The 20,988-nt window shown below is 67.7% G+C and carries 28 protein-coding genes; 4 read left to right on the top strand and 24 right to left on the bottom strand.

Features of this window, described 5'->3' with window-relative positions:
- Nucleotides 1-102: 102 nt before the first annotated feature.
- Genes AC1ECW_RS12880 through AC1ECW_RS12860 form a run of 5 tightly spaced genes read right to left on the bottom strand, consistent with a single transcriptional unit; the run spans nucleotide 103 to nucleotide 4,219 of the window.
- On the bottom strand, nucleotides 103-711 hold the full coding sequence (locus AC1ECW_RS12880; RefSeq protein WP_409705468.1) for an SCO family protein: 609 nt from the start codon (nucleotides 709-711) through the stop codon (nucleotides 103-105).
- The gene (gene cyoE, locus AC1ECW_RS12875) at nucleotides 711-1,613 is read right to left on the bottom strand and encodes a heme o synthase (protein WP_409705465.1); all 903 of its coding nucleotides are present in this window, start codon (nucleotides 1,611-1,613) and stop codon (nucleotides 711-713) included. Before cyoE ends, AC1ECW_RS12880 begins: the two co-directional genes overlap by 1 nt.
- 18 nt (nucleotides 1,614-1,631) lie before the next feature.
- Nucleotides 1,632-2,792 (bottom strand): COX15/CtaA family protein, encoded by a 1,161-nt coding sequence (locus AC1ECW_RS12870; RefSeq protein WP_409705462.1) that lies wholly within the window; start codon nucleotides 2,790-2,792, stop codon nucleotides 1,632-1,634.
- A gap of 7 nt (nucleotides 2,793-2,799) precedes the next feature.
- Nucleotides 2,800-3,513 (bottom strand): SCO family protein, encoded by a 714-nt coding sequence (locus tag AC1ECW_RS12865; protein WP_409705459.1) that lies wholly within the window; start codon nucleotides 3,511-3,513, stop codon nucleotides 2,800-2,802.
- Nucleotides 3,470-4,219: an SURF1 family protein gene (locus AC1ECW_RS12860; RefSeq protein ID WP_409705456.1), complete on the bottom strand. Its 750-nt coding sequence runs from the start codon at nucleotides 4,217-4,219 to the stop codon at nucleotides 3,470-3,472. The genes AC1ECW_RS12865 and AC1ECW_RS12860 overlap by 44 nt, the downstream gene beginning before the upstream one ends.
- A 29-nt stretch (nucleotides 4,220-4,248) precedes the next feature.
- On the opposite strand from AC1ECW_RS12860, the gene AC1ECW_RS12855 reads away from it, so the two are divergent.
- Nucleotides 4,249-4,470, top strand: coding sequence for a twin transmembrane helix small protein (locus AC1ECW_RS12855; RefSeq protein WP_409705453.1), 222 nt, complete (start codon nucleotides 4,249-4,251; stop codon nucleotides 4,468-4,470).
- Between the two features lie 97 nt (nucleotides 4,471-4,567).
- On the opposite strand, the gene AC1ECW_RS12850 is transcribed toward AC1ECW_RS12855, so the two are convergent.
- The 8 genes from AC1ECW_RS12850 to AC1ECW_RS12815 all read right to left on the bottom strand — a co-directional run bounded on the left by AC1ECW_RS12850 (nucleotide 4,568) and on the right by AC1ECW_RS12815 (nucleotide 11,013).
- Complete coding sequence (locus AC1ECW_RS12850) at nucleotides 4,568-5,452, bottom strand: cytochrome c oxidase subunit 3 (RefSeq protein ID WP_409705450.1); 885 nt, start codon at nucleotides 5,450-5,452, stop codon at nucleotides 4,568-4,570.
- Between the two features lie 64 nt (nucleotides 5,453-5,516).
- A complete protein-coding gene (locus tag AC1ECW_RS12845; RefSeq protein ID WP_481201983.1) occupies nucleotides 5,517-5,771 on the bottom strand; it encodes a DUF2970 domain-containing protein in 255 nt (84 codons plus the stop codon).
- Nucleotides 5,768-6,400: a cytochrome c oxidase assembly protein gene (locus AC1ECW_RS12840; RefSeq protein WP_481201982.1), complete on the bottom strand. Its 633-nt coding sequence runs from the start codon at nucleotides 6,398-6,400 to the stop codon at nucleotides 5,768-5,770. Before AC1ECW_RS12840 ends, AC1ECW_RS12845 begins: the two co-directional genes overlap by 4 nt.
- 4 nt (nucleotides 6,401-6,404) lie before the next feature.
- Nucleotides 6,405-6,515: a cytochrome oxidase small assembly protein gene (locus tag AC1ECW_RS12835; protein WP_409705441.1), complete on the bottom strand. Its 111-nt coding sequence runs from the start codon at nucleotides 6,513-6,515 to the stop codon at nucleotides 6,405-6,407.
- A 25-nt stretch (nucleotides 6,516-6,540) separates the two neighbouring features.
- A complete protein-coding gene (ctaD, locus tag AC1ECW_RS12830; RefSeq protein WP_409705438.1) occupies nucleotides 6,541-8,190 on the bottom strand; it encodes a cytochrome c oxidase subunit I in 1,650 nt (549 codons plus the stop codon).
- A gap of 26 nt (nucleotides 8,191-8,216) precedes the next feature.
- Nucleotides 8,217-9,380, bottom strand: a complete 1,164-nt coding sequence (coxB, locus tag AC1ECW_RS12825) for a cytochrome c oxidase subunit II (RefSeq protein ID WP_409705482.1) — start codon at nucleotides 9,378-9,380, stop codon at nucleotides 8,217-8,219.
- A 38-nt stretch (nucleotides 9,381-9,418) separates the two neighbouring features.
- Nucleotides 9,419-9,877, bottom strand: coding sequence for a DUF2244 domain-containing protein (locus tag AC1ECW_RS12820; protein ID WP_409705435.1), 459 nt, complete (start codon nucleotides 9,875-9,877; stop codon nucleotides 9,419-9,421).
- Nucleotides 9,878-10,101: 224 nt separating this feature from the next.
- A complete protein-coding gene (locus AC1ECW_RS12815) occupies nucleotides 10,102-11,013 on the bottom strand; it encodes a methyltransferase domain-containing protein (protein ID WP_409705432.1) in 912 nt (303 codons plus the stop codon).
- A 24-nt stretch (nucleotides 11,014-11,037) separates the two neighbouring features.
- Between AC1ECW_RS12815 and AC1ECW_RS12810 the strand changes: the two genes are divergently transcribed.
- Nucleotides 11,038-11,757, top strand: a complete 720-nt coding sequence (locus tag AC1ECW_RS12810) for a ComF family protein (RefSeq protein WP_481201981.1) — start codon at nucleotides 11,038-11,040, stop codon at nucleotides 11,755-11,757.
- Between the two features lie 37 nt (nucleotides 11,758-11,794).
- Nucleotides 11,795-12,265, top strand: a complete 471-nt coding sequence (locus AC1ECW_RS12805; protein ID WP_409705426.1) for a tRNA (cytidine(34)-2'-O)-methyltransferase — start codon at nucleotides 11,795-11,797, stop codon at nucleotides 12,263-12,265.
- A gap of 15 nt (nucleotides 12,266-12,280) precedes the next feature.
- Here the strand turns inward: AC1ECW_RS12805 and AC1ECW_RS12800 are convergent, their stop codons facing one another.
- From AC1ECW_RS12800 to AC1ECW_RS12780, 5 genes are all read right to left on the bottom strand, one after another.
- A complete protein-coding gene (locus AC1ECW_RS12800; RefSeq protein ID WP_409705423.1) occupies nucleotides 12,281-13,249 on the bottom strand; it encodes a Bug family tripartite tricarboxylate transporter substrate binding protein in 969 nt (322 codons plus the stop codon).
- Between the two features lie 37 nt (nucleotides 13,250-13,286).
- A complete protein-coding gene (locus AC1ECW_RS12795) occupies nucleotides 13,287-14,279 on the bottom strand; it encodes an NAD(P)H-dependent glycerol-3-phosphate dehydrogenase (protein WP_481202014.1) in 993 nt (330 codons plus the stop codon).
- A 22-nt stretch (nucleotides 14,280-14,301) separates the two neighbouring features.
- Nucleotides 14,302-14,772, bottom strand: coding sequence for a protein-export chaperone SecB (secB, locus tag AC1ECW_RS12790; protein WP_481201980.1), 471 nt, complete (start codon nucleotides 14,770-14,772; stop codon nucleotides 14,302-14,304).
- 100 nt (nucleotides 14,773-14,872) lie between these two features.
- Complete coding sequence (grxC, locus tag AC1ECW_RS12785; protein WP_481201979.1) at nucleotides 14,873-15,142, bottom strand: glutaredoxin 3; 270 nt, start codon at nucleotides 15,140-15,142, stop codon at nucleotides 14,873-14,875.
- Between the two features lie 11 nt (nucleotides 15,143-15,153).
- On the bottom strand, nucleotides 15,154-15,564 hold the full coding sequence (locus AC1ECW_RS12780; protein WP_481201978.1) for a rhodanese-like domain-containing protein: 411 nt from the start codon (nucleotides 15,562-15,564) through the stop codon (nucleotides 15,154-15,156).
- 137 nt (nucleotides 15,565-15,701) lie between these two features.
- Between AC1ECW_RS12780 and gpmA the strand changes: the two genes are divergently transcribed.
- Nucleotides 15,702-16,445 carry a 2,3-diphosphoglycerate-dependent phosphoglycerate mutase gene (gpmA, locus tag AC1ECW_RS12775; protein WP_409709601.1) on the top strand — a complete coding sequence of 248 codons (744 nt, stop codon included), beginning with the start codon at nucleotides 15,702-15,704 and terminating at the stop codon, nucleotides 16,443-16,445.
- A 14-nt stretch (nucleotides 16,446-16,459) separates the two neighbouring features.
- On the opposite strand, the gene AC1ECW_RS12770 is transcribed toward gpmA, so the two are convergent.
- Genes AC1ECW_RS12770 through AC1ECW_RS12745 form a run of 6 tightly spaced genes read right to left on the bottom strand, consistent with a single transcriptional unit; the run spans nucleotide 16,460 to nucleotide 20,979 of the window.
- Complete coding sequence (locus AC1ECW_RS12770; protein WP_409709604.1) at nucleotides 16,460-17,194, bottom strand: lysophospholipid acyltransferase family protein; 735 nt, start codon at nucleotides 17,192-17,194, stop codon at nucleotides 16,460-16,462.
- A gap of 2 nt (nucleotides 17,195-17,196) precedes the next feature.
- Nucleotides 17,197-18,516, bottom strand: coding sequence for a dihydroorotase (locus AC1ECW_RS12765; protein WP_481201977.1), 1,320 nt, complete (start codon nucleotides 18,514-18,516; stop codon nucleotides 17,197-17,199).
- On the bottom strand, nucleotides 18,513-19,475 hold the full coding sequence (locus tag AC1ECW_RS12760) for an aspartate carbamoyltransferase catalytic subunit (protein WP_409709610.1): 963 nt from the start codon (nucleotides 19,473-19,475) through the stop codon (nucleotides 18,513-18,515). Before AC1ECW_RS12760 ends, AC1ECW_RS12765 begins: the two co-directional genes overlap by 4 nt.
- Before the next feature lie 19 nt (nucleotides 19,476-19,494).
- Nucleotides 19,495-20,001 carry a bifunctional pyr operon transcriptional regulator/uracil phosphoribosyltransferase PyrR gene (gene pyrR / locus AC1ECW_RS12755; RefSeq protein ID WP_409709613.1) on the bottom strand — a complete coding sequence of 169 codons (507 nt, stop codon included), beginning with the start codon at nucleotides 19,999-20,001 and terminating at the stop codon, nucleotides 19,495-19,497.
- The gene (gene ruvX / locus AC1ECW_RS12750) at nucleotides 19,998-20,405 is read right to left on the bottom strand and encodes a Holliday junction resolvase RuvX (RefSeq protein ID WP_481201976.1); all 408 of its coding nucleotides are present in this window, start codon (nucleotides 20,403-20,405) and stop codon (nucleotides 19,998-20,000) included. Before ruvX ends, pyrR begins: the two co-directional genes overlap by 4 nt.
- Nucleotides 20,398-20,979, bottom strand: a complete 582-nt coding sequence (locus tag AC1ECW_RS12745; protein WP_481201975.1) for a YqgE/AlgH family protein — start codon at nucleotides 20,977-20,979, stop codon at nucleotides 20,398-20,400. Before AC1ECW_RS12745 ends, ruvX begins: the two co-directional genes overlap by 8 nt.
- Between the last annotated feature and the right edge of the window lie 9 nt (nucleotides 20,980-20,988).

Genomic DNA, 20,988 nt, shown 5'->3' with positions numbered 1-20,988 from the left:
ATGAGAGGCCGGACGATTCCTTGTCTCACGTCAAAGTGCGGGACGGAACCTTGCTGGAGGTGGCTCCCATCCAGCTTGCCATCGGTCAAGCCCGCCGACGGCTCAACCCGAGGCCAGCAGACGGCGGATGTCTTGGGTGAGCGGCTCCGCGCCGATGCCGTGGCGTGCGTACAGCCTCACCCGCCCCTGGGGGTCGAACACATACAGGCCGGCGGAGTGGTCCATGGTGTAGCTGTCAGGCGTCTTGCCCGGCACCTTGTTGTAGTAGACCTTGAACTCGCGCGCCACCGCTGCCGTTTGCTCCGCCGAGCCCCGCAGCGCCACAAAGCTGGGGTCGAAGGCCTGCACATAGGCGCCCATCACTTCGGGCGTGTCGCGTTCGGGATCCACCGTGATGAAGATGCCTTGCAGCTTGTCGCCATCGGCCCCGAGGGCCTGCTTCACCTGGGCCAGCTCAAGCAGGGCCGTGGGGCACACATCAGGACAATGGGTGAAGCCGAAGAAGATCGCGACGACCTTGCCCTTGAAGTCGGCCATCGTGCGCTCGCGCCCCTGGACATCGCTCAACACGAAGTTGCGCGCGTACTGCGCGCCGGTGATGTCGATGGCGTGGAATCGGGGGGCATCCGCGCCGAACAGACCCTTGACCTGGTCGCAGCCGGCCAGCACCAGGGACGCTGCACCCAGCAGCATGAGGGAACGACGTTGCATCACAGCCAGGGCCTCAGGTAGTGATCGAGCAGCAAGGCGGCAAACAGCAGCGACAGGTGCACGATGGAGAAACGAAAGGTACGCCGCGCCAGGCGGTCAGAGTAGGCCCGCCACAGGCGCCAGCCATAGGCGATGAACCAGCCTCCGAGCACCAGGGCCGCCAGGAGATACAGCCAGCCGCTCATGCCGTAGACGAAGGGCAGCAAGGTGGCCGAAAACAGCATCAGCGTGTACAGGAAGACATGCAAGCGCGTGAGCTCCGCCCCATGCGTGACCGGCAGCATGGGCAGCCCGGCTTTGCGGTAGTCCTCGGCACGGTACAGCGCCAATGCCCAGAAATGCGGCGGCGTCCACAGGAAGATGATGAGGCACAGCATCAGCGCCTCGGGTCCCACCTCGCCGCGCATCGCGGCCCAGCCCAGCACCGGCGGCATCGCGCCCGAGGCGCCGCCGATCACGATGTTCTGCGGCGTCAGGGGCTTGAGCACCACGGTGTAGATCACCGCGTAGCCCACGAAGGTGCCGAAGGTCAGCCACATCGTCAACGGGTTCACGGCCACATACAGCAGGGCCATGCCCGCACTGCATAGCAGCGCCGAGAACAACAGGGTCTGGGTGTTGGTGAGCTCACCCTTGGCCGTGGGGCGCCAGGCGGTGCGCTGCATGCGCGCATCGATGTGCTGCTCGACCAGGCAGTTGAAGGCGGCCGCAGCCCCCGCCACGAGCCAGATGCCCACGGTGGCCGCCAAAGCCACGCGCCAGTCGGGCAGGCCGGGAACGGCCAGCAGCATGCCGATCACGGCACAAAAGACGATGAGCTGCACCACGCGCGGCTTGGTCAGCGCATAGAACTGCGAAAACCGCGAGGGCGGTGCAGCGGAAGTGGCGAGGGTTCCGGACATGAACGAAGCCTTGGGATTCTAGGAGGCGACCCGGCCGCCGGCCGGCGCCAGGCCGGCGGCGGTCGTACGCGAGGCAGGCTGGCCATGCCGGGCCAGGTGCGCCCGAGTCAGCAAGGCGGTGAGCCCGATCACCAGGCCCGCCGCACCCGCGGTATGGGCCAGTGCCGCCACCAGCGGCCAGCCCAGCACCACGTTGCTCAGGCCGCTGACGAACTGCCACAGTGCACCGGCCAGCAGCCAGCCGGCCTGGCGACGATGCGCCCGGCCTTCGCGCCACAGCAGCGCCGCATAGGCCATCAGCGCCGCCAGCACGACATAGGCCGCCAGCCGGTGCGTGTAGTGGATCGCGGTCAACGCATCGAAGCTCAGGTAGCCGCCGTCACGACGCTCGCCCAGCGGCCGCGCGATCTGGAAGCCCTGCTGGAAGTCCATCGCCGGCCACCACTGGCCGTGGCAGGTGGGGAAATCGGGACAGGCGAGCACGGCGTAGTTGGTGCTGACCCAGCCGCCCAGGGCGATCTGCACCCACACCAGCGCAAACAGCCCCCAGGCCAGCCGGCGCAAACCGGGTCTGAGCATGAGCTGTCGGGCCCGATACACCTGGTGCTGTGCCGTCAGCAGCGCCAGCAGCAGCAGACCGCCCAGCAGGTGGGCCGTCACGATGGCCGGGTAGAGCTTCATCGTCACCGTGAGGGCCCCGAAGGCCCCCTGGATACACACCCACACCAAGGTGGCGGTGGCCCACCAGGGTGACAGCGCCAGGCGCTTGCGCTCCACCCAGCTCGTGATGGCCATCACCAGAATGAGCACCCCCACCCCTGTGGCCAGATAGCGGTGGATCATCTCGATCCAGGCCTTCTTGTGAGTGACCGGACCGGTGGGCATGGCCGTCTCGGCGGCGGTGATCTCCGCGCGCGCGCCCACCGGGCTGGCCGCCCCGTAGCAGCCTGGCCAGTCCGGACAGCCCAGGCCCGAATCGGTGAGCCGGGTGAAGGCCCCGAAGACGACGAGGTCGAAGGTGAGAAAGAGTGTCAGCGCCGTCAGCGCAGCCAGGCGCACGCTGGGCGCGGCCTGGCGGTTTCGCAGCCACACCCAGGTCAGAGGGCCCAGGGCGATCACGATGCCCAGCAGGGCCAGGCGCGCGATCGGTGTCAGGTCGTAGAGCGCTTGCGTTTCCATGGCCAGCTCAGCGGCCCGCCTGGTCCCAATGCCGGGAGGCATTGAGCAGACGGCTCAGGTCGCGCTTGACCCTGGCGGGATCGGCCTGTGCGGGAAAGCGCATCATCCAGTGACCCAGCGGGTCCACGAGGTACAGGTGGGCCTCCAGCGCCTGGCCCGCCTCGGGTTCGAGCCAGGCGGCCACCTCCTCGCGCGAAGCGCGCAGCACCTGCGCACCCGCAATGCCTCGCAGCAGCGCCGGCGCGATCGGTGCATCGTCGGTGACCAGCCACACCTTGTCGATGCGGTCGCGGTCCTTGCCAGTCATTTCGCGCAACTGACGCTGCAGGTACAGGTTGCGCTCGCACACCGCGTCGCAGGCCCCGTCGCCCACCACGACGATGAGCCACTGGTGACGCAGGCTCTCGGCTGCCACCGGCCGGCCCTGCAGGTCGTGCAGGCTCAGGGCCGGCAGCGGCCGCTGGGGATCGATCAACTGGCCATAGTTGGCTCGACCCTCCGGGCGGATTACGTAGTAGGTGAAGTAGGACGCGATCACCGGGGCGGCACACACCAGCAGCACCAGCATCATCTTGAGCCGGCCCATGCGCGTGCGAGAGCGTTCGTCCAGGCTCGGACGCGGCATGCTGTGCACCGTGAAGCTCAGCGGCTCGGCCTCGCGCGCCGCGACGACGGCCTCAGCCGCGTCGGCGCCGGGGGCGGAGGACTTGGAACCAGACATACAAACCTGCCATCAGTGCACACAGCGCGAACCACTGGAACGCATAGCCGTAGTGCTTGTGAACGTCCACCGAGGGCTCGGGCCACTGACGCAGCAGGCCGTCCGCGACGCTCGGCGCCGATTCGGTCTGGACGAGGGACACCGGCCACACCGGCCGGCCGATTTCCTCAGCGTAGCGCTGAAGATCGAGATTTTGCCGGATCGCACCGGGGGACTCCTCGGAGAACTGATAGAGCTTGGCCGGCGGGGGGGCAATCCGGCCTGTCAGCTCGACCGTCTCGTGTTCGGGGGTGGGGACGGCCGGGATCCGTGTCCGATCGGTCACGTCGCGGGGGACCCATCCGCGCTGCACGATCAGCACATCCCCCCGCCCCTCGAGTTCCAGGGGCGTCAGGACGAAAAAGCCCGGCTGCGGGCCGACCATCTGGCGGTTGTCGAGGAAGACCGTGTGCTCGCCCAGCCACCGCCCGCGCACGCGGGCACGACGGTACAGCCAGTCCTCAGGCACCGGCGCACCCGGTGCAAGCTCGTCGGGCCGCACCGGCGGCAGGCCGGCGCGCGCACTCAGCGTGGACTGCAGGGCCTCCTTCTGGGCCGCTCGGTGGAGCTGCCAGCGCCCGAGCGAGGCGGTCACGGCCATGCCCACCAGCGTCGCACCCAGCACCACCCAGGCCCGCCAGCGCGCCTGTGTCAAAGTTTCAGCCATCGCCGGCGGCTCGGCGCATAATGCCGAGCATGAAGATCTTCATCGTCGTCGCCTTCCTGCTCATCCTGGCCAGCCTGGCCAGCGCCCTGGTGTTCATGATGCGCGACGGACGGGACGGCAAGCCCAAGACGAACAACATGGTGCGCTCGCTCAGCCTGCGTGTGGGACTGTCCATCGCGCTGTTCCTGTGCATCTTGCTGGCCTACCAACTGGGCTGGATCCAGCCCACCGGCGTGCCGCTGGTCCAGTAGCACCGGGCCCGACCGTCTGCCTCGAAGGACAAACGCCGCTGCATCGCAGCGGCGTTGTCGTCTGCGGACCGCCCCTGACGACAGAGGCGGACATGGATCACATCCAGTAGACCACGATGTACAGGCCCAGCCACACCACGTCGACGAAGTGCCAGTACCAGGCCGCCCCTTCGAAGCCGAAATGCCGCTCCGGCGTGAAATGTCCCTTGTGCAGGCGCAGCGTGATGAACAGCAGCATCAACATGCCCACGAACACGTGGAAGCCGTGGAAGCCGGTGAGCATGAAGAAGGTGGAGCCGTAGATGCCCGAGGACAGCTTCAGGTTCAGGTCGCGGTAGGCGTGCATGTACTCGTAGGCCTGCACGAACAGGAAGACGGCACCCAGCAGGACGGTAAGCCACATGAAGGCGATGGTCTTGCCGCGCTGGTTCTCACGCAGCGCATGGTGCGCGATGGTCAGCGTCACGCCCGAGGCCAGCAGCAGTGCCGTGTTGATCGTCGGCAGCGGCCAGGGCCCCATGGTCTGGAAGGGCTCGACCGTGCCGGCGGGCGAGGCGGTCACCCCGGGCTGCTGGCTGGGCCACAGGGCCTTGAAGTCGGGCCACAGGATCTGGTGGTTCAGATCGGCCAGCATCGGCACGGCATGCACCCGGGCCCAGTACAGGGCGCCGAAAAAGGCCGCAAAGAACATGACCTCCGAGAAGATGAACCAGCTCATGCTCCAACGGTAGGAGACGTCGATGCGATCGCTGTACAAGCCGCTTTCGCTCTCGCGGATGGCGTCACCGAACCACTGGAACAGCACCACCGCCCACCACAGCAGACCAAAGAGCAGCGAATAGGCGCCCCAGGTGTGGCCATTGACCCACTGCCCGGCCCCCAGGATCACGAAGAACAGGCCGATAGCGGCCATGACCGGGTGCCGCGAAGGCCCGGGAACGAAGTAGTAAGGCGTCTGGCCCTGATGTGTCGCTGCCGACATGTTTTCTCCTAAGAACTCTTCTCGATCCTTGGCCCCGTCGTCGACGGGACGTGTTCAATCGCCCTCAAACCCCGGCAGCCACTCCACTGCCGATCACCCAGTTCACCAGCCCCACGAGTCCGAGCACGAACAGGGCGGCCAGCACCAGGCCGACCACCACCACGTGCACCGGGTTGAGCTTGCTCACGTCCTGCGCATGGTCAGCCGAGCGGCGCACGCCGAAAAACGACCAGGCCACGGCCTTGACCGTCTGCCACAGCGCACCGCGACGCCTGACGGCCTCGCGCAGGTCGCCTCCCGGGCGGTGCGGCACGTTCACAGACGCGCCTCCTGCGCCGGGGCCGCCGACTGCAGGCCGGCCGGTGCCGTGACCCCCTTGCCCTTCACCTCGAAGAAGGTGTAGGACAGCGTGATCGTCGTCACGTCACGCGGCAGCTTGGGGTCGATCACGAAGACCACCGGCCATTGCTTGGACTCGCCCGGCTGCAGCGTGTACTCGTTGAAGCAGAAGCACTCGAGCTTGTTGAAATGGGCCGTGGCCTGCTTGGGGGCATAGCTCGGGATGGCTTGGGCCGCCATGGCGCGGTTCTGCACATTGCGGAACTCGTACATGACCGTGGCCATCTCGCCGGGGTGCACCGTGACGGAACGCATCGCCGGCTTGAAGTCCCAGGGCCCGCGGGCGTTCGCATCGAACTCGACCGTGATCGTGCGCGAGGTGTCGATCTGCGTGTTGACGGCCGTGGCCCGGTGCGAGGCGCTCCCCGGCACCAGCCGCTCGCTCAGCGACAGCACATTGATCCCCAGGGCATTGCAGATGGCCTGGTACATCGGCACCAGCGCATAGCCGAAGCCGAACATCACCGCCGTGACGACCAGCAGCTTGCCCACCATGCGCCGGTTGTCCCGGCGGATGGCCAAGCGGTTCGACTCGTGTGCCGTGGTCATGTCCTCAACCACCGAAGTAGGTCATGCGCACGATGAAGCCGACGAAGAAGGCCACCACGATGCTCGCCAGGATCAAGCCCAGGCGAACGTTGCGCTTGCGTTGCTCGGGAGTCATCGTGCAGGTCCTTGCGGCGTCAGGTTCAGCCCACCACCTTGTTGGCGGCCGCATTCAGCTTGGGCGGGTTTTCGTAGGTGTGGAAGGGCGCGGGCGACGGCACCTCCCACTCCAGGCCCTCGGCGCCTTGGCCGTCCGGATCGTTCCAGGGGCGCTGAGGCGCCTTCTCACCCTTGCCCTGCATGGCCGGCAGCACGATGAACAGGAAGAAGTAGACCTGCATCAGGCCGAAGCCGAAGGCACCGACCGTGGCGATCGCATTGAAGTCGGCGAACTGCATCGGGTAGTCGGCATAGCGGCGCGGCATGCCGGCCAGGCCCAGGAAGTGCATCGGGAAGAAGGTGATGTTGAAGAAGATCAGCGAGCCCCAGAAGTGGATCTTGCCGCGCGTCTCGGAATACATCACGCCGGTCCACTTCGGCGCCCAGTAGTAGTAACCGGCGAACAGGGCATACAGCGACCCGGCCACCAGCACATAGTGGAAGTGGGCCACCACGTAGTAAGTGTCCTGGAGTTGGATGTCGATGGGGGCCATCGACAGGATCAGGCCGGTGAAGCCGCCCATCGTGAACACGAAGATGAAGCCCACGGCGAACAGCATCGGGGTCTCGAAGGTCATCGAGCCTTTCCACATCGTCGCGATCCAGTTGAAGATCTTCACGCCCGTGGGCACGGCGATCAGCATGGTCGCGTACATGAAGAAGAGCTGGCCGGTCACCGGCATGCCCGTCGTGAACATGTGGTGGGCCCACACGATGAACGACAGGATGGCGATCGAGGCCGTGGCGTACACCATCGAGGTGTAGCCGAACAGGCGCTTGCGCGCGAAGGCCGGCACGATGTGGCTGATGATCCCGAAGGCCGGCAAGATCATGATGTAGACCTCGGGGTGCCCGAAGAACCAGAAGATGTGCTGGTACATCACGGGGTCGCCGCCGCCGGCCGGGTTGAAGAAGGCCGTGCCGAAGTGGCGGTCGGTCAGGGTCATCGTGATGGCGCCGGCCAGCACAGGCATCACCGCGATCAGCAGGTAGGCGGTGATCAGCCACGTCCAGCAGAACATCGGCATCTTCATCAGCGTCATGCCCGGGGCGCGCATGTTGAGGATGGTCACGATGATGTTGATCGAGCCCATGATCGACGAGGCACCCATGATGTGCATCGCGAAGATCGCGGCATCCATCGACGGGCCCATCTGCAGCGTCAGCGGGGCATACAAGGTCCAGCCCGCGGCAGGCGCACCGCCGGGCATGAAGAAGGACGCCACGAGCATGATGGCCGCAGGGATCATCAGCCAGAAGCTGAAGTTGTTCATCCGCGCAAACGCCATGTCGGAGGCCCCGATCTGCAGCGGGATCATCCAGTTCGCGAAGCCCACGAAGGCCGGCATGATCGCACCGAACACCATGATCAGACCGTGCATCGTGGTGAGCTGGTTGAAGAGCTCGGGATTCACCACCTGCAGACCGGGCTGGAAGAGCTCGGCGCGGATGAGCAAGGCCAACAAGCCGCCGACCATCAGCATCGTGAAGCTGAACAGCAGGTACAGGGTGCCAATGTCCTTGTGGTTGGTGGCGAACACCCAGCGGCGCCAGCCATGCGGGTGGTCGTGGGCATGATCGTCATGGGCGTGACCACCCACTGCGTGACCGTGGTTGTCGAGAACAGCGCTCATGCTCGTCGATCCTTTCTTGTAACTGCTCAGCGGGCGGCAGTGATCTCAGCCGGTTGCACGATTTGCCCGGTTTGGTTGGTCCAGGCATTCTTGGTGTAGGTGATCACCGCAGCGATTTCAGTGTCGCTCAACTGCTTCCAGGCGGGCATCGCGCCGTTGCCCGCGCCGTTGAGCAGGATTTGGATTTGCTTGCTCTTGTCGGCATCGAGTACCAAAGGCGAACCTGCCAGGGCCTTGATCGGGCCGGCGCCCGAGCCGTCAGCCTTGTGGCAGGCGGCGCAGTTGGCCGCGTAGACCTTCTCGCCGCGGGCCACCAGATCGGCCAGTTCCCACACCTTGGTGGGGTCATCGGCCTTGGCCTGCATGAGCTTGCGCTGCTCTTCAACCCACTTGCCGTATTCCTCGTCGGTCACGACCTTGACGTGAATGGGCATGTAGGCGTGCTCCTTGCCGCACAGCTCGGCGCACTGGCCGTAGTAGTCGCCGGTCTTCTCGGCCCGGAACCAGGTGTCGCGCACGAAGCCGGGGATGGCGTCTTGCTTGACGCCGAAGGCCGGCACCATCCACGCGTGGATGACGTCGTTGGCGGTGGTGATGATGCGGATCTTCTTGTTGACCGGCACCACCAGCGGGTTGTCGACCTTGAGCAGGTAGTCGTCGCCGGCAGGCTGGCCAGCGTCGGACATCTGACGATGGGTGGCATCCAGCGTGGACAGGAAGGAGATGCCCGCACCGTCACCGTTGAGATAGTCGTAGCCCCACTTCCACTGATAACCGGTGGCCTTGACGGTGATGTCGGCGTTGGTGGTGTCCTTCATCGCGACCACCACCTTGGTGGCCGGCAAAGCCATGCCGATCACGATGAGAAAAGGCACGATGGTCCAGATCACCTCGACCGTGGTGCTCTCGTGGAAGCTGGCGGACTTGGCGCCCAGCGACTTGCGGTGCTTCAGGATGGAATAGAACATCACCGAGAAGACGCCGACGAAGATCACCAGACAGATGATCAGCATCATCCAGTGCAGGAAGTGCTGCTCCTCGGCAATGCGCGTGACGGGCGGATGCAGGTTGAGCTGGTTGACGGCCGGGCCGCCGGGCAGGCTGTTGACGGACGCCAGCGCGGCGGTGGAGGCCGCCCAGCCCCCGAGACCGAGGCCCAGACGTCGCGCCTGCTGCCAAAGAGCTTTCATGATCTTCATCGTGGTCATCTCAGTTTCCAAACCCCAGCTCACCCCTGCCCGTGCGGGCCGCGCAGGGCTGCGCGCAATTCGTCGGCCAGTCGGGCCCGCCATGCCGGGCGCAGGTACCGCCCCACCGCCACCTCCTGGCCCGGGCCGGTCAGTTCGACCAGCGCCTGCGCGCCGCCGCTCTGGCCGACACGCACCCGGGAGGCCTCGAAGGTGACATGGGTCACGCGTCCGGCCACCTCCTGCTCGACATGCACCTGACCGCGCTCGATGACGATGCTTTCGCGATCGAGTGCATGGCGTGCATAGACCCACAGGGCGAGCCCCAGGCCGGCCATCTCGATCCAGGCAAACGGTAGCACCAGCCGGGCCCCCAGGGCCCAGAATGCCAGTGCAATGCCGAATGACACCGCGCACAGCACCGCATAGACCTTCAGCAGTTGGCGCGGCGTGAGGCAGCAGTTGCGCTTGAGGAGCCACCGCGGCGGGTCTCCGAGCATGTTCGGGGCACCACCCTGTGCGGGCGCGCCGTCGCGAGGAGTCCATGCCGAAGTGGCCGCCACCATGGGTGCTACTGCTCCACTCACCTGGTTCGGGAGCGCCTGCGCATGAAGCTCAGTGGCACCTACCCAACCAAACTTCGAGAGTTTAACTTACCGCAAACACCCCCCACAATGCCGCTTGAGGCCGATCAAAGCCTGTGCGCATCGACGGCCCTCCTCGCTCAGCGACCCGGCGGGCGCGGCCTGCGCACCATCGCACGCATGTCGTCCAAGGACACCTGGGCCTGGGCCGCCACCTTCACGCGCGGTGCCGGCTTGAAGGCGTGTCCATAGACGATCTCGAACGTGAGGGCCCAGCGACCGTCCCCGCCCCGCGGGAGCCCGGCCAGCCAACGCTCACACCAGCGCGGCGTGCGCAGTCCGGCGAAACGCTGCGGATGGAGGTTGCGCCCGAGGCTGCGCAGCTCGGCGAGCATGCGCTCGCTGCTGTCCCAGGTCAGGGTGAGCGTCTCCATGTCCATGACCGGGTCGGCAAAGCCGGCATGGACGAGCATGTCGCCCAGGTCATGCATGTCGACGAAGTCCACGCCGGCGGGCCCGCAGGCCAGGCGTTGAAAAACGGTGCGCACTTCGCGCAGTGTGTCCGGCCCGAAGCAGGAAAACATCACAAAGCCGTCGACCTCCAGGGCCGCGTGCCAGCGCCGCATCACCTCGACCGGATCGGCGGCCCAGTGCAGCATCATGTTCGACCACAGCAGTTGGGCCGAGCGCGGCGGCACCGCATCGTCGGCCAGCGGGGCGGCCTGCAGCGGCCCCCAGCGCCGCCACCAGGGCGACTGCTCGGCCAGCCGTTGCAGCACGGCCGGCGTCTCGACGGCCTGGATGCGTGCTCGCGGACCATACTGCCGCAGCAGTTCGTGGCCGCCGCCCTGCCGCGCCCACCAGTTCAGGATGCGCGTGGGCCGTGTCTTCACGATCTCCAGCCGCGCGGCCATGCGTCGCGCCACTTCCTCGTGGAGCCACGGCACAGGGCCGCCGAAGCGGCGGCACAGTGCGTCCAGCGCCACAGGGTCGAGGTCGCGCCGGCTGGGCGGAATCGGTGCTGCGGCCGTCGGTGCAATGGGGTCGGGCATGGGCCGGCAGTATATTGAGTGCCCATGTTCACACGCTGGGTCCATGCCGCCGAACGCTTGGGGCGTCACCTGCCGAGCCAGTGCGCGATCTGCCGCAGCTGGCAGGATGCTCGTGTGTGCCGCGACTGCCTGCAGCGGCATGCACCCCCGCGCTGGCGCTGCATTGGCTGCGCGGCGCCGGCACCGCAGGGCCAGCCCCGCTGCGGGCGCTGCGTGACGCATCCACCGGCCTTCGAGCGCGCGGTGGCCGTGTGGGACCATGACTATCCCTGGCACTTGCTGGTCGAGCGTTTCAAGTTCCACGACGCACTGGATTTGGCCGACACCCTGGCGCAACACCTGCACGCGGCCATCGAACGGCAGGACGCGCCGGTGGCGGTGGACTGCATCGTGCCGGTGCCGCTGTCGGCGCGCCGCCTGGCCGAACGGGGCTACAACCAGGCCTGGGAACTGGCACGTCGCCTGGGCATCCGCCTGGGCTGCACGGCACGCAGCGACCTGGTGCTGCGCCGGCGCGAAACACCCACGCAGGTGGGGCTGGATCTGACACAGCGGCTGCGCAACCTGCGCGGAGCCTTCGCCGTGCCCCAGGCGCGGCGCGCCGAGCTGCATGGCTTGCGCGTGGCCGTGGTGGATGATGTGATGACCACCGGCGCGACGATCTCCGCGGTGGCGCATGCCCTGCGCGCCGCCGGTGTGCGCTCGGTGCAGGCCTGGGTGCTGACGCGCACGCCGAGCACCTGAGGCGCCGCAAGCCGCGGCGTGCACGACAATGCACGCCATGTTCCACATCGTCTTGGTCGAGCCTGAGATCCCGCCGAACACGGGCAATGTCATCCGCCTGGCGGCCAACACCGGGTGCATGCTGCACTTGGTGGAGCCGCTGGGCTTTTCGATGGAGGACCGCCTGATGCGCCGCGCCGGGCTGGACTACCATGAGTACGCCAACGTGCAACGGCACGCCTCCTGGGAGGCCTTGTTACACGCCGCCGCACCGCCGCCGGATCGCCTGTTCGCCTTCACCACCCGAGCCAGCCAGCCGCTGGCGACGATGCGTTGGCGCGCAGGCGACTGGCTGGTCTTCGGCTGCGAGACCCGCGGGCTCGACGCCGCCCTGCTCGAGCGCTTTGCGCCGTCGCAGCGCGTGCGCCTGCCGATGCGGCCGGGCCAGCGCAGCCTGAACCTCAGCAATGCGGTGGCGGTGGCCGTCTTCGATGCCTGGAGGCAACTGGGCTACGAGGGAGGCGTCTGAAACCGCCCCGGGGCTTCATTCGGGCTGGACGCCCGCCGCCCGGATCACCCGGCTCCAGTTCTCACGCTCGCTGCGCATGAGGTGGGCCAAGGCTTGCGGGGCCGTGCCGGCCGCGCTGAAGTACTGGCCGATCATCTTCGTGCGCACCTCGTCGCTCTTGATGATACGCACCAGCTCCGTGGCCACGCGGTCGATGATGGGCTTGGGGGTGCCGGCCGGCGCCAGCACGGCCTGCCAGGAGATGGCCTCGAAGCCGGGATAGCCCAGCTCGGCCAAGGTGGGTATCTCCGGCAGGGCGCTGCTGCGGCCCAGCGTGGTCACGCCCAGGGCCTTGAGCTTGCCGGCGCGCACCTGGCCCATCGCCAGGCCGGGCACCATGAAGCCGGCCTGCACCTGGCCGGCCAGGATGGCGTTGATCACGGCTGGAAAGCCCTGGTAGGGCACATGCACGAGGTCGATGCCGGCGCGCGTCTTGAACAGCTCCATCGCCAGGTGCGAGGCGCTGCCGTTGCCCACCGAGCCGTAGTTGAGCTGGCCGGGCCGGGCGCGGGCTATGCGTACGAAATCGTCCAGGGTGTCCGCGCCCAGGCGCGGGTCGACGACGAGCACGTTCGGGCTGGTGGCCACCAGGGTCACCGGCGCGAGGTCGCGGACGGGATCGTAGGGCAGGTTCTTGTTCAGCATCGGGGCCGTGACCAGCGGACCCTGGATGGTGAAAAGGAAGGTGTAGCCGTCCGGGGCGGCCTTGGCGGCCAGCCCGGTGCCAATGTTGCCGCCAGCACCCGGGCGGTTCTCGATCACGATGCTCTGGCCGAGAGCCGCCCCCAGGGGCTCGCTGACCATGCGGGCGATCAGGTCCGGCGACGTGCCGGCCGGAAAGGGCACGATCATGCGGATGGGGCGCGCCGGCCAGGCTTGGGCGCGCGCGGGCAGCGCGCCGGCGAGCGTGGCGGCCGCCGCCGCCAAGAGGTGTCGTCGTTGCATCAGGGTCTCCTGCTCGTGGCCGGCCCGCTGCGCAGGCTCAGGCCGGGGGTTTGAATTCTTCGGTGACGGCACGCGACATCAGCAGGCGCACGGCCTGCGCAGGCGTCAGGCGGGCGTCCAGCAGCTCCACCACGGCAGCCGAGATGGGCATGTCCACGCCGGTCCGACGGGCGCGCTCGACCACCGTGCGGGCGCTGTAGACCCCCTCGGCCACATGCCCGAGTTCGCGCAGGATGTCCGGCAGGGCCTGCCCGCGGGCCAGGCGCAGGCCCACCTGACGGTTGCGGGACAGGTCACCGGTGGCAGTGAGGACCAGATCGCCCAGGCCCGACAGCCCCATGAAGGTCTCGGCACGCGCCCCCAGCGCCAGGCCCAGGCGCGTCATCTCGGCCAGGCCGCGGGTGATGAGCGCCGCGCGGGCGTTGTGCCCCAGGCCCAGGCCGTCGCACACGCCGGTGGCGATCGCCAGCACGTTCTTGACCGCTGCGCCCACCTCGACGCCCACCGGATCGGCCGAAGGGTAGATGCGCAGGGCCTCGCCATGGAAGGCCTCGACGGCGGCGTCGCGCAGGGCCTCGTCGGTGCTGGCGGCCACCAGGGCGGTGGGCTGGGCGCGCGCCACCTCCTGCGCAAAGCTCGGGCCGGACAACACGCCCACGCTCACCTCGGGGCACACCTCGCGCGCCACCTCGTGGCCCAGCAGGCCGGTGCCGGCCTCGAAGCCCTTGCACAGCCACCAGGCCCGGGCCGTGCGCGGCAGGCGTCCCAGCGTCTCGCGCAAGCCCGCCATCGGCGTGGCGATGACCAGCAGGCCGCGCTCGGCATGGGCCAGGGCCGCATCGAAATCCGCCGTGAGTTGCAGGCCCTCGGGAAAGAACGCCTCGGGCAGGTAGCGCCGGTTGCGGCGCTCGGCCGACATCGCCGCGACCTGGGCCGCGTCACGCGCCCACAGCATCGTGGGGTGATGTGCGGCCGCACGGATGGCCAGCGCCGTGCCCCAGGCGCCGGCGCCGAGGATGCTCAGACTCAGGGGCATGGGCCCACCCCGGCGATCAGGCGCTGGTGATGATGGGCGAGCCGCTGCCGTTGCCCTGGGCCTGGGCCTGCTGGGCTTCGTACATGGCCTGGAAGTTCACCTCGGCCAGGTGCACGGGCGGGAAGCCGGCCCGGGTGATCGCGTCGGCCACGACGGCGCGCAGGTAGGGATAGACGATCTGCGGACAGGCGATACCAATGATCGGGTTGACCTGCTCCTCGGGGATGTTGCGGATCTCGAAGATGCCGGCTTCCTTGGCCTCGACCAGGAACAGCGTCTTGTCTTTGATCTTGGTGTGCACGGTGGCGGTCACAGCCACTTCGAAGATGCCGTCGGCCACGGGCTGGGCCTCGATGCCCAGGTTGATCTCGACCTGGGGCTGTTCCTGCTCCAGCAGGATTTGCGGCGAGTTGGGCTGCTCGAGCGAGAGGTCCTTCAGGTAGACGCGCTGGATCTGGAACACGGGGGTCTGGTCTTGCTCGGCCATGGTGGAAATCGTCCTCGGAAAGTGAAAAGCCCGCAACCGACGATGGTATGCGGGCTGCAGAATGTCGATTATGGCTGAGGCCGGCGACGCCGCGGAAATGTCAGGCCGTGGCTTGCCCTCGCAGCAGCGGCTCGAGCGCGCCACGCTGGTCCAGCGCATACAGATCGTCGCAGCCGCCGACGTGCACCTCACCGATGAAGATCTGCGGCACGGTGCGCCGTCCGGTGCGCTCCATCATGCGCAGACGCTCTTCGGGTTGCAGATCCACACGGATCTCGTGCAGGTCGCGCACGCCTCGCTGCTGCAGCAGTTGCTTGGCGCGAATGCAGTAGGGGCACACCTGGGTGGTGTACATCGTCACGGTGGGCACGGGGCTCTCCCTCAACTCGACTTCTCGACCGGCAGGTTGGCGTCCCGCCAGCCGGCCATGCCGCCGGCCAGAACATGGGTGTTCTGATAGCCGGACTTGCGAAGCGTAGCGGCAGCGCGCGAGGCCCGTGCGCCGGTGGGACATACCACGATCAGGGGCAGGGCCTTGTTCGATGGCAGTTGCGTGCTCGATTCCACCTGACCAAAGGGAATGTTCTTCGCATCCTTGATGTGCCCTTGGGCGAATTCGGCCGGCTCGGAGACGTCGATGACCACGCCCTTCTCGCGGTTGATCAGGCGCACCGCCTCGCTGGGACTGACCGCGCTGCCGGCCACGCCGCGCGTGACCAGCGGCCACACGAGCATGCCGCCGGAGACGAAAGCGGCCAGGATGAGGATCCAGTTGTTGATGAAGAAGTCCACGGAAACGTCCGCCCTTGGTGACTGGGGGGCGCGGCAAGCCGCGCCGGGTTGCAACGGGGGCGGATTATAGAATTTGCGGTTTTCCCGCCGGGCCGGCCGGCCCGTTTCATCGTTTGCCCCGCGAGGAGATTGCCCGCATGTACAAGCTCGTGCTCATCCGCCATGGCGAGTCCACCTGGAACCTCGAGAACCGCTTCACAGGCTGGACCGACGTGGAGCTCACGCCCACCGGCGTGGAGCAGGCCAAGCAGGCCGGGCGGCTGCTCAAGGAAGCGGGCTTCGATTTCGACGTGGCCCACACCTCGGTGCTCAAGCGCGCCATCTGGACGCTGTGGCATGTGCTGGACCAGATGGACCGCACCTGGCTGCCGGTGATGAACTCCTGGCGCCTCAACGAGCGCCATTACGGTGCGCTGCAGGGCCTGAACAAGGCCGACATGGCCCGGCAGTACGGTGACGAGCAAGTGCTGATCTGGCGCCGCAGCTACGACACGCCGCCGCCGGCGCTGGATCCCAACGATCCGCGCGGCCAGCGCAACGACATCCGCTATGCGCGTCTGCGCCCGCAGGAGATCCCGCTGACCGAGTGTCTGAAAGACACGGTGGCGCGCGTGCTGCCTTACTGGAACGAGACCCTCGCCCCGGCGATCCGTGCGGGCCAGCGTCTGGTGATCGCGGCGCACGGCAACAGCATCCGTGCCCTGGTGAAGTACCTGGACGACATCTCCGACAGCGACATCGTCGGCGTGAACATCCCCAACGGCATCCCGCTGGTCTACGAGCTCGACGCCGATCTGAAGCCGATTAGGAGTTATTACCTGGGCGATCCCGAGGCTGCCGCCAAGGCCGCGGCAGCCGTGGCCAACCAAGGCAAAGGCTGATTGCGCCGGTCCACTCAGGCGGCCAGTGCGGCTTCGATGGTCTGGCGTGCGTGCTGGGCCAGCGCACGCCGATCCGCATGGCGCGAGCCCAGCGGATCGAGCAACTGCACTGTCACCCGCAATCCGTCGGCACGAGCCACCCACCACAGCGACTGCACGATCGTGGTGTCGCCCACATAGGCCACCGCCGAGCTGATCGCCTCCCGGTGGTCGCTGTAGCGCAGCGCAATGGGTTGCACCGGCGTGCCGGTGGCAATCGCCGCCTGCAGCAGGTTGGCATGGAAGGGCAGCAGTTGATGGCCCGTGCCCGTGGTGCCCTCCGGGAAGACGGCCACGGTGTCACCGTCGTGCAGGGCCTGCGCGAGCTGGTGCACCACACGCAGCGCATCGCGGCGCTTCTCGCGCTCCAGATAGAGGGTGCCGGCGGCCGTCACGAGCCGGTGGAGCACCGGCCAGTGGCGCACCTCGGCTTTCGAGACGAAACGCGCCGGTGCCGTGGCATTGATGGCCACGATGTCCAGCCAGGAGATGTGGTTGGCCACGAACAGCTTGGCACCCGGGCGCGGCGTGCCCTGCACCACCAGCGTGATGCCCAGATGGCGCAGCAGTGCACGCGACCACCACCGCACCCGCTCGCGCCGAGCGGCGGCGTCGAGCACGCCGAAACGCCAGCGGACGATGGCCAGACCATGCAGCACATGCACGGCCACTCGGAGCAGGCGCCAGGCGGCGCGCAGCGAACGCAGCATCCTCAGGCAGCCACCGGATCGAGTTGCTCGGCCGCCTCGAAGGCCACCTGTCCGGCCACCACGGTGTAGCGCACCCGTCCGGGCAGTTCGTAGCCGCTGAACGGCGTGTGCCGGCCCTGGCTGCGCAGGGCCTCGGGCCGCACCTGCCAGCGGGCCTGCGGATCGAAGATGCACAGGTCGGCCACGCCGCCTTCGACCAGGCGGCCGGTGCTGGAGGCCAGCGAGCCCAGGGCCTCGCCCAGCACCCGCACCGGCTCGCTGGTGAGCACCGCCAGCGGCCGCATGAGGCCCACACCGCTTTCCTGGCCCCACTTGAGCGCCAGGCTCAGCAGCAGCTCCAGCCCGGTGGCTCCGGGCTCGGCCTCGCCGAAGGGCAGGGTCTTCTGGTCGTCGTCGACGGGGGTGTGGTCGCTCACCAGGGCATCGATGGTGCCATCGGCCAGGGCCTCACGGATAGCGTCGCGGTCGCGCTGCTGGCGCAAGGGGGGAGTCAGGCGCATGTCGGAATTGAAATAGCCGATGTCCACGTCGGTGAGGTGTAACTGATTGATGCTGACGTCACAGGTGACCGGCAGTCCGTCGTCCTTGGCGGCGCGCACGAGGGCCAGGCCCGCCGCACTGCTCAGGCGGCACAGGTGCACGCGGGCACCGGTGGCCCGCACGAGCTCGAAGATGGTGTGCAAGGCGATGGTTTCGGCGATCACCGGCACGCCGGACAGGCCCAGGCGCGTGGCCACCGGCCCGCTGGCGGCCACGCCTCGGCCCAGGTGGGCATCCTGGGGACGCAGCCACACGCTGTAGCCGAAGGTGGCGGCATATTGCAGCGCGCGCATCAGCACCTGCGTGTCGGCCAGCGCCACCTCGGCCTGCGAGAAACCCACGCAGCCGGCCTCGGTGAGTTCGGCCATCTCGGTCAGCGTGGTGCCAGCCAGTTGGCGCGTGAGCGCCCCCAGTGGATAGACCCGCGCCTGGTTGAGGTTGCGGGCGCGGAACTTGAGCATCTCGACCAGGCCGGGTTCGTCCAGCGGCGGGTCGGTGTCGGGCGGACAAACCAGGCTGGTGATGCCGCCGGCCACGGCCGCGGCCATCTCGCTTTCGAGCATGCCTTCGTGTTCGTGTCCGGGCTCGCGCAACCGCGCGGCCAGATCGACCAGACCGGGTGCCACCACCAGGCCACGCGCGTCGATCGTGCGGTTGGGATGAAAGTCGGGACTCACAGCGCCCAGCGCGACGATGCGGCCCGCGGCGATGGCCACGTCGCCCAGGCGGTCGGTGTTACTGCCCGGATCGAGCAGGCGGCCGTTCTTGATCAGGATCTTCATGCTTCGTTTCCGGCAATGATGGACATCACGGCCATGCGCACGGCGATGCCGAAGGTCACCTGCGGCAGGATCACGCTCTGGGCGCCGTCGGCCACCGCCGAGTCGATCTCGACGCCGCGGTTGATGGGCCCGGGGTGCATCACGATGGCATCGGGAGCCGCCCAGGCCAGCTTGTCGGGTGTGAGGCCGAAGCTCTTGAAGAACTCGCCGGCACTGGGCAGCATCGCGCCGCTCATGCGCTCGTTCTGCAGACGCAGCATGATGATCACGTCGGCGCCCTTGAGGCCCTCTTTGAGGTCGTGGCACACGCGCACGCCCATCTCGCGCAGGTCACCTGGCACCAGGGTCTTGGGGCCCACGGCACGGATCTCGGGCACGCCCAGGATGGACAGCGCATGGATGTCCGAGCGCGCCACCCGTGAATGCACGATGTCGCCGACGATGGCCACCGTGAGCTTCGTGAAGTCGCGCTTGTAGTGCCGGATGGTGTACATGTCCAGCAGGCCCTGCGTGGGGTGGGCATGGCGGCCGTCGCCGGCATTGACCACGTGCACATGCGGCGCGCAGTGCTGGGCGATGAGATAGGGTGCCCCCGATTCGCTGTGGCGCACGACGAACATGTCGGCGTGCATCGCACTGAGGTTGGCGATGGTGTCGAGCAGGCTTTCGCCCTTGGCGGTGGACGAACGCGCGATGTCGAGGTTGAGCACGTCGGCCGACAGGCGCTTGGCCGCGATCTCGAAGGTGGTGCGCGTGCGCGTGCTGTTCTCGAAGAAGAGGTTGAACACGCTCTTGCCGCGCAGCAGTGGGACCTTCTTGACCTCGCGCTCGTTCACGCTGAGGAAGGTGCCCGCGGTATCCAGGATGTGATGGATGACGTCGCGCGGCAGCCCCTCGATGGACAGCAGGTGGATGAGTTCGCCGTTCTTGTTGAGCTGCGGATTGCGTTTGTAGAGCATGGGGGCGTCGTTCCTGTGCTCAAAGCTGGGCGGTCTGGATGTCGAAGCTGAAGTGGCCGGCCTCGTTGCGGGCCAGGCGTAGGCGCTGGGTGGCCGGCAGCGTCACCCGCACGGCGGAAAAAGCCGGCTGGATGGGCAGCTCGCGCCCACCCCGGTCGACCAGCACGGCCAGCGTCACACTGGCCGGGCGGCCGAAGTCGAAGAGCTCGTTGAGCACGGCCCGCGTGGTACGCCCGGTGTAGAGCACATCGTCGATCAGCACGATGTGGCGGTCCTTGACCTCGAAGGGCAACTTGGTGTGATCGGCCGCGCCGGACAGGCCGCGCGAGCCGAAGTCATCGCGGTGCAAGGCGCTGGAGATCACGCCGTGCTCGCCACTGAGGCCCAAGTCGCGCTGCAGGCGTTCGGCCAGCCAAGCCCCGCCCGACCACACGCCCACCAGCACGGCATCGGGGCGCAGCAGCGGGCGCACACCCTGGCGCAGTTCGACATAGAGCGCCTCGGCATCGAGGTGGAGCATGGTCATGCAGGGGTCTCCCGGGTGGCCTCGCGCAGATACTGCTCGAGGATGAGGCAAGCGGCCGCCGCATCGGCATCGCGCGCGCCGGCGGCCAGCGCCTCGGTGGTGGTGTAGCGCTCATCGACCTCGTGCACCGGCAGGCCGAAACGGCCATGGAGCTGGCGCGCAAAGCGCCGGGCGCGACGCGTGTTCTCGTGCTCGGCGCCATCGGGGTGGAAGGGCACCCCCACCACCAGCGCCTCGGGCTGCCATTGCCGGATCAGCCGGCCCAGCGCCTCGAAGCGGGCTTCACCCTGGGCGCTCACCGTGCCCAGCGGTTGGGCCGTGCCTAGCAGGGTGTTGCCGCTGGCCACCCCCACCCGCTTCATGCCGTAATCAAAGGCCAGGAACTGCCTCGCCTGCTCAGGCATGACCGGCCTCGCCGGTGAGCATGCCGGGGTCGATGCCCAGCAGGGACAGCGCACGCTCGTAGCGGTGATGGACGGGGGTGTCGAAGATGATGGACGGCTCGGCCCGCACGGTGAGCCAGCCGTTGCGGGCGATCTCGTCCTCGAGCTGGCCGGCGCTCCAGCCGCTGTAACCCAGCGTCACGAGCACCTTCTTCGGGCCGGCTCCGTGGGACAGGGCCTCGAGCACGTCTTTGCTGGTGGTCATCTCCAGCCCGCCCGGGATGCGCAGTGAGGAGTTGTAGTGGCCGCCGCCGTCGCCCAAGGGTTCGTGCAGCACGAAGCCGCGCTCGGTCTGCACCGGTCCGCCGAAATAGACGGGCTCCTCGGCCAAGTCCTCCCGATCCAGCGTCAGGTCGACCTTCTCGAACAGGTTCTTGAGCTTGATGTCGATGGGCTTGTTGATCACCAGGCCGAGCGCCCCCTTGTCGGTGTGCTCGCACAGGTAGACCACCGCGCCGGCAAAGGTGTCGTCGGCCATGCCGGGCATGGCGATCAGAAACTGGTTGGTGAGGTCGATGCAATGGTCTGCGGCCATGGCAGGAAT

The organism is Caldimonas hydrothermalis (assembly GCF_056746695.1).
This window is presented reverse-complemented; position numbering and strand designations above follow the sequence as displayed.

Excerpts from the sequence above, each read along its gene's own strand:
- AC1ECW_RS12880 (WP_409705468.1), bottom strand. The coding sequence starts at position 711 with ATGCAACGTCGTTCCCTCATGCTGCTGGGTGCAGCGTCCCTGGTGCTG.
- cyoE (WP_409705465.1), bottom strand. The coding sequence starts at position 1,613 with ATGTCCGGAACCCTCGCCACTTCCGCTGCACCGCCCTCGCGGTTTTCG.
- AC1ECW_RS12870 (WP_409705462.1), bottom strand. The coding sequence starts at position 2,792 with ATGGAAACGCAAGCGCTCTACGACCTGACACCGATCGCGCGCCTGGCC.
- AC1ECW_RS12865 (WP_409705459.1), bottom strand. The coding sequence starts at position 3,513 with ATGTCTGGTTCCAAGTCCTCCGCCCCCGGCGCCGACGCGGCTGAGGCC.
- AC1ECW_RS12860 (WP_409705456.1), bottom strand. The coding sequence starts at position 4,219 with ATGGCTGAAACTTTGACACAGGCGCGCTGGCGGGCCTGGGTGGTGCTG.
- AC1ECW_RS12855 (WP_409705453.1), top strand. The coding sequence starts at position 4,249 with ATGAAGATCTTCATCGTCGTCGCCTTCCTGCTCATCCTGGCCAGCCTG.
- AC1ECW_RS12850 (WP_409705450.1), bottom strand. The coding sequence starts at position 5,452 with ATGTCGGCAGCGACACATCAGGGCCAGACGCCTTACTACTTCGTTCCC.
- AC1ECW_RS12840 (WP_481201982.1), bottom strand. The coding sequence starts at position 6,400 with ATGACCACGGCACACGAGTCGAACCGCTTGGCCATCCGCCGGGACAAC.
- AC1ECW_RS12835 (WP_409705441.1), bottom strand. The coding sequence starts at position 6,515 with ATGACTCCCGAGCAACGCAAGCGCAACGTTCGCCTGGGCTTGATCCTG.
- ctaD (WP_409705438.1), bottom strand. The coding sequence starts at position 8,190 with ATGAGCGCTGTTCTCGACAACCACGGTCACGCAGTGGGTGGTCACGCC.
- coxB (WP_409705482.1), bottom strand. The coding sequence starts at position 9,380 with ATGAAAGCTCTTTGGCAGCAGGCGCGACGTCTGGGCCTCGGTCTCGGG.
- AC1ECW_RS12820 (WP_409705435.1), bottom strand. The coding sequence starts at position 9,877 with ATGCTCGGAGACCCGCCGCGGTGGCTCCTCAAGCGCAACTGCTGCCTC.
- AC1ECW_RS12815 (WP_409705432.1), bottom strand. The coding sequence starts at position 11,013 with ATGCCCGACCCCATTGCACCGACGGCCGCAGCACCGATTCCGCCCAGC.
- AC1ECW_RS12810 (WP_481201981.1), top strand. The coding sequence starts at position 11,038 with ATGTTCACACGCTGGGTCCATGCCGCCGAACGCTTGGGGCGTCACCTG.
- AC1ECW_RS12805 (WP_409705426.1), top strand. The coding sequence starts at position 11,795 with ATGTTCCACATCGTCTTGGTCGAGCCTGAGATCCCGCCGAACACGGGC.
- AC1ECW_RS12800 (WP_409705423.1), bottom strand. The coding sequence starts at position 13,249 with ATGCAACGACGACACCTCTTGGCGGCGGCGGCCGCCACGCTCGCCGGC.
- secB (WP_481201980.1), bottom strand. The coding sequence starts at position 14,772 with ATGGCCGAGCAAGACCAGACCCCCGTGTTCCAGATCCAGCGCGTCTAC.
- gpmA (WP_409709601.1), top strand. The coding sequence starts at position 15,702 with ATGTACAAGCTCGTGCTCATCCGCCATGGCGAGTCCACCTGGAACCTC.
- AC1ECW_RS12770 (WP_409709604.1), bottom strand. The coding sequence starts at position 17,194 with ATGCTGCGTTCGCTGCGCGCCGCCTGGCGCCTGCTCCGAGTGGCCGTG.
- AC1ECW_RS12765 (WP_481201977.1), bottom strand. The coding sequence starts at position 18,516 with ATGAAGATCCTGATCAAGAACGGCCGCCTGCTCGATCCGGGCAGTAAC.
- AC1ECW_RS12760 (WP_409709610.1), bottom strand. The coding sequence starts at position 19,475 with ATGCTCTACAAACGCAATCCGCAGCTCAACAAGAACGGCGAACTCATC.
- pyrR (WP_409709613.1), bottom strand. The coding sequence starts at position 20,001 with ATGACCATGCTCCACCTCGATGCCGAGGCGCTCTATGTCGAACTGCGC.
- ruvX (WP_481201976.1), bottom strand. The coding sequence starts at position 20,405 with ATGCCTGAGCAGGCGAGGCAGTTCCTGGCCTTTGATTACGGCATGAAG.
- AC1ECW_RS12745 (WP_481201975.1), bottom strand. The coding sequence starts at position 20,979 with ATGGCCGCAGACCATTGCATCGACCTCACCAACCAGTTTCTGATCGCC.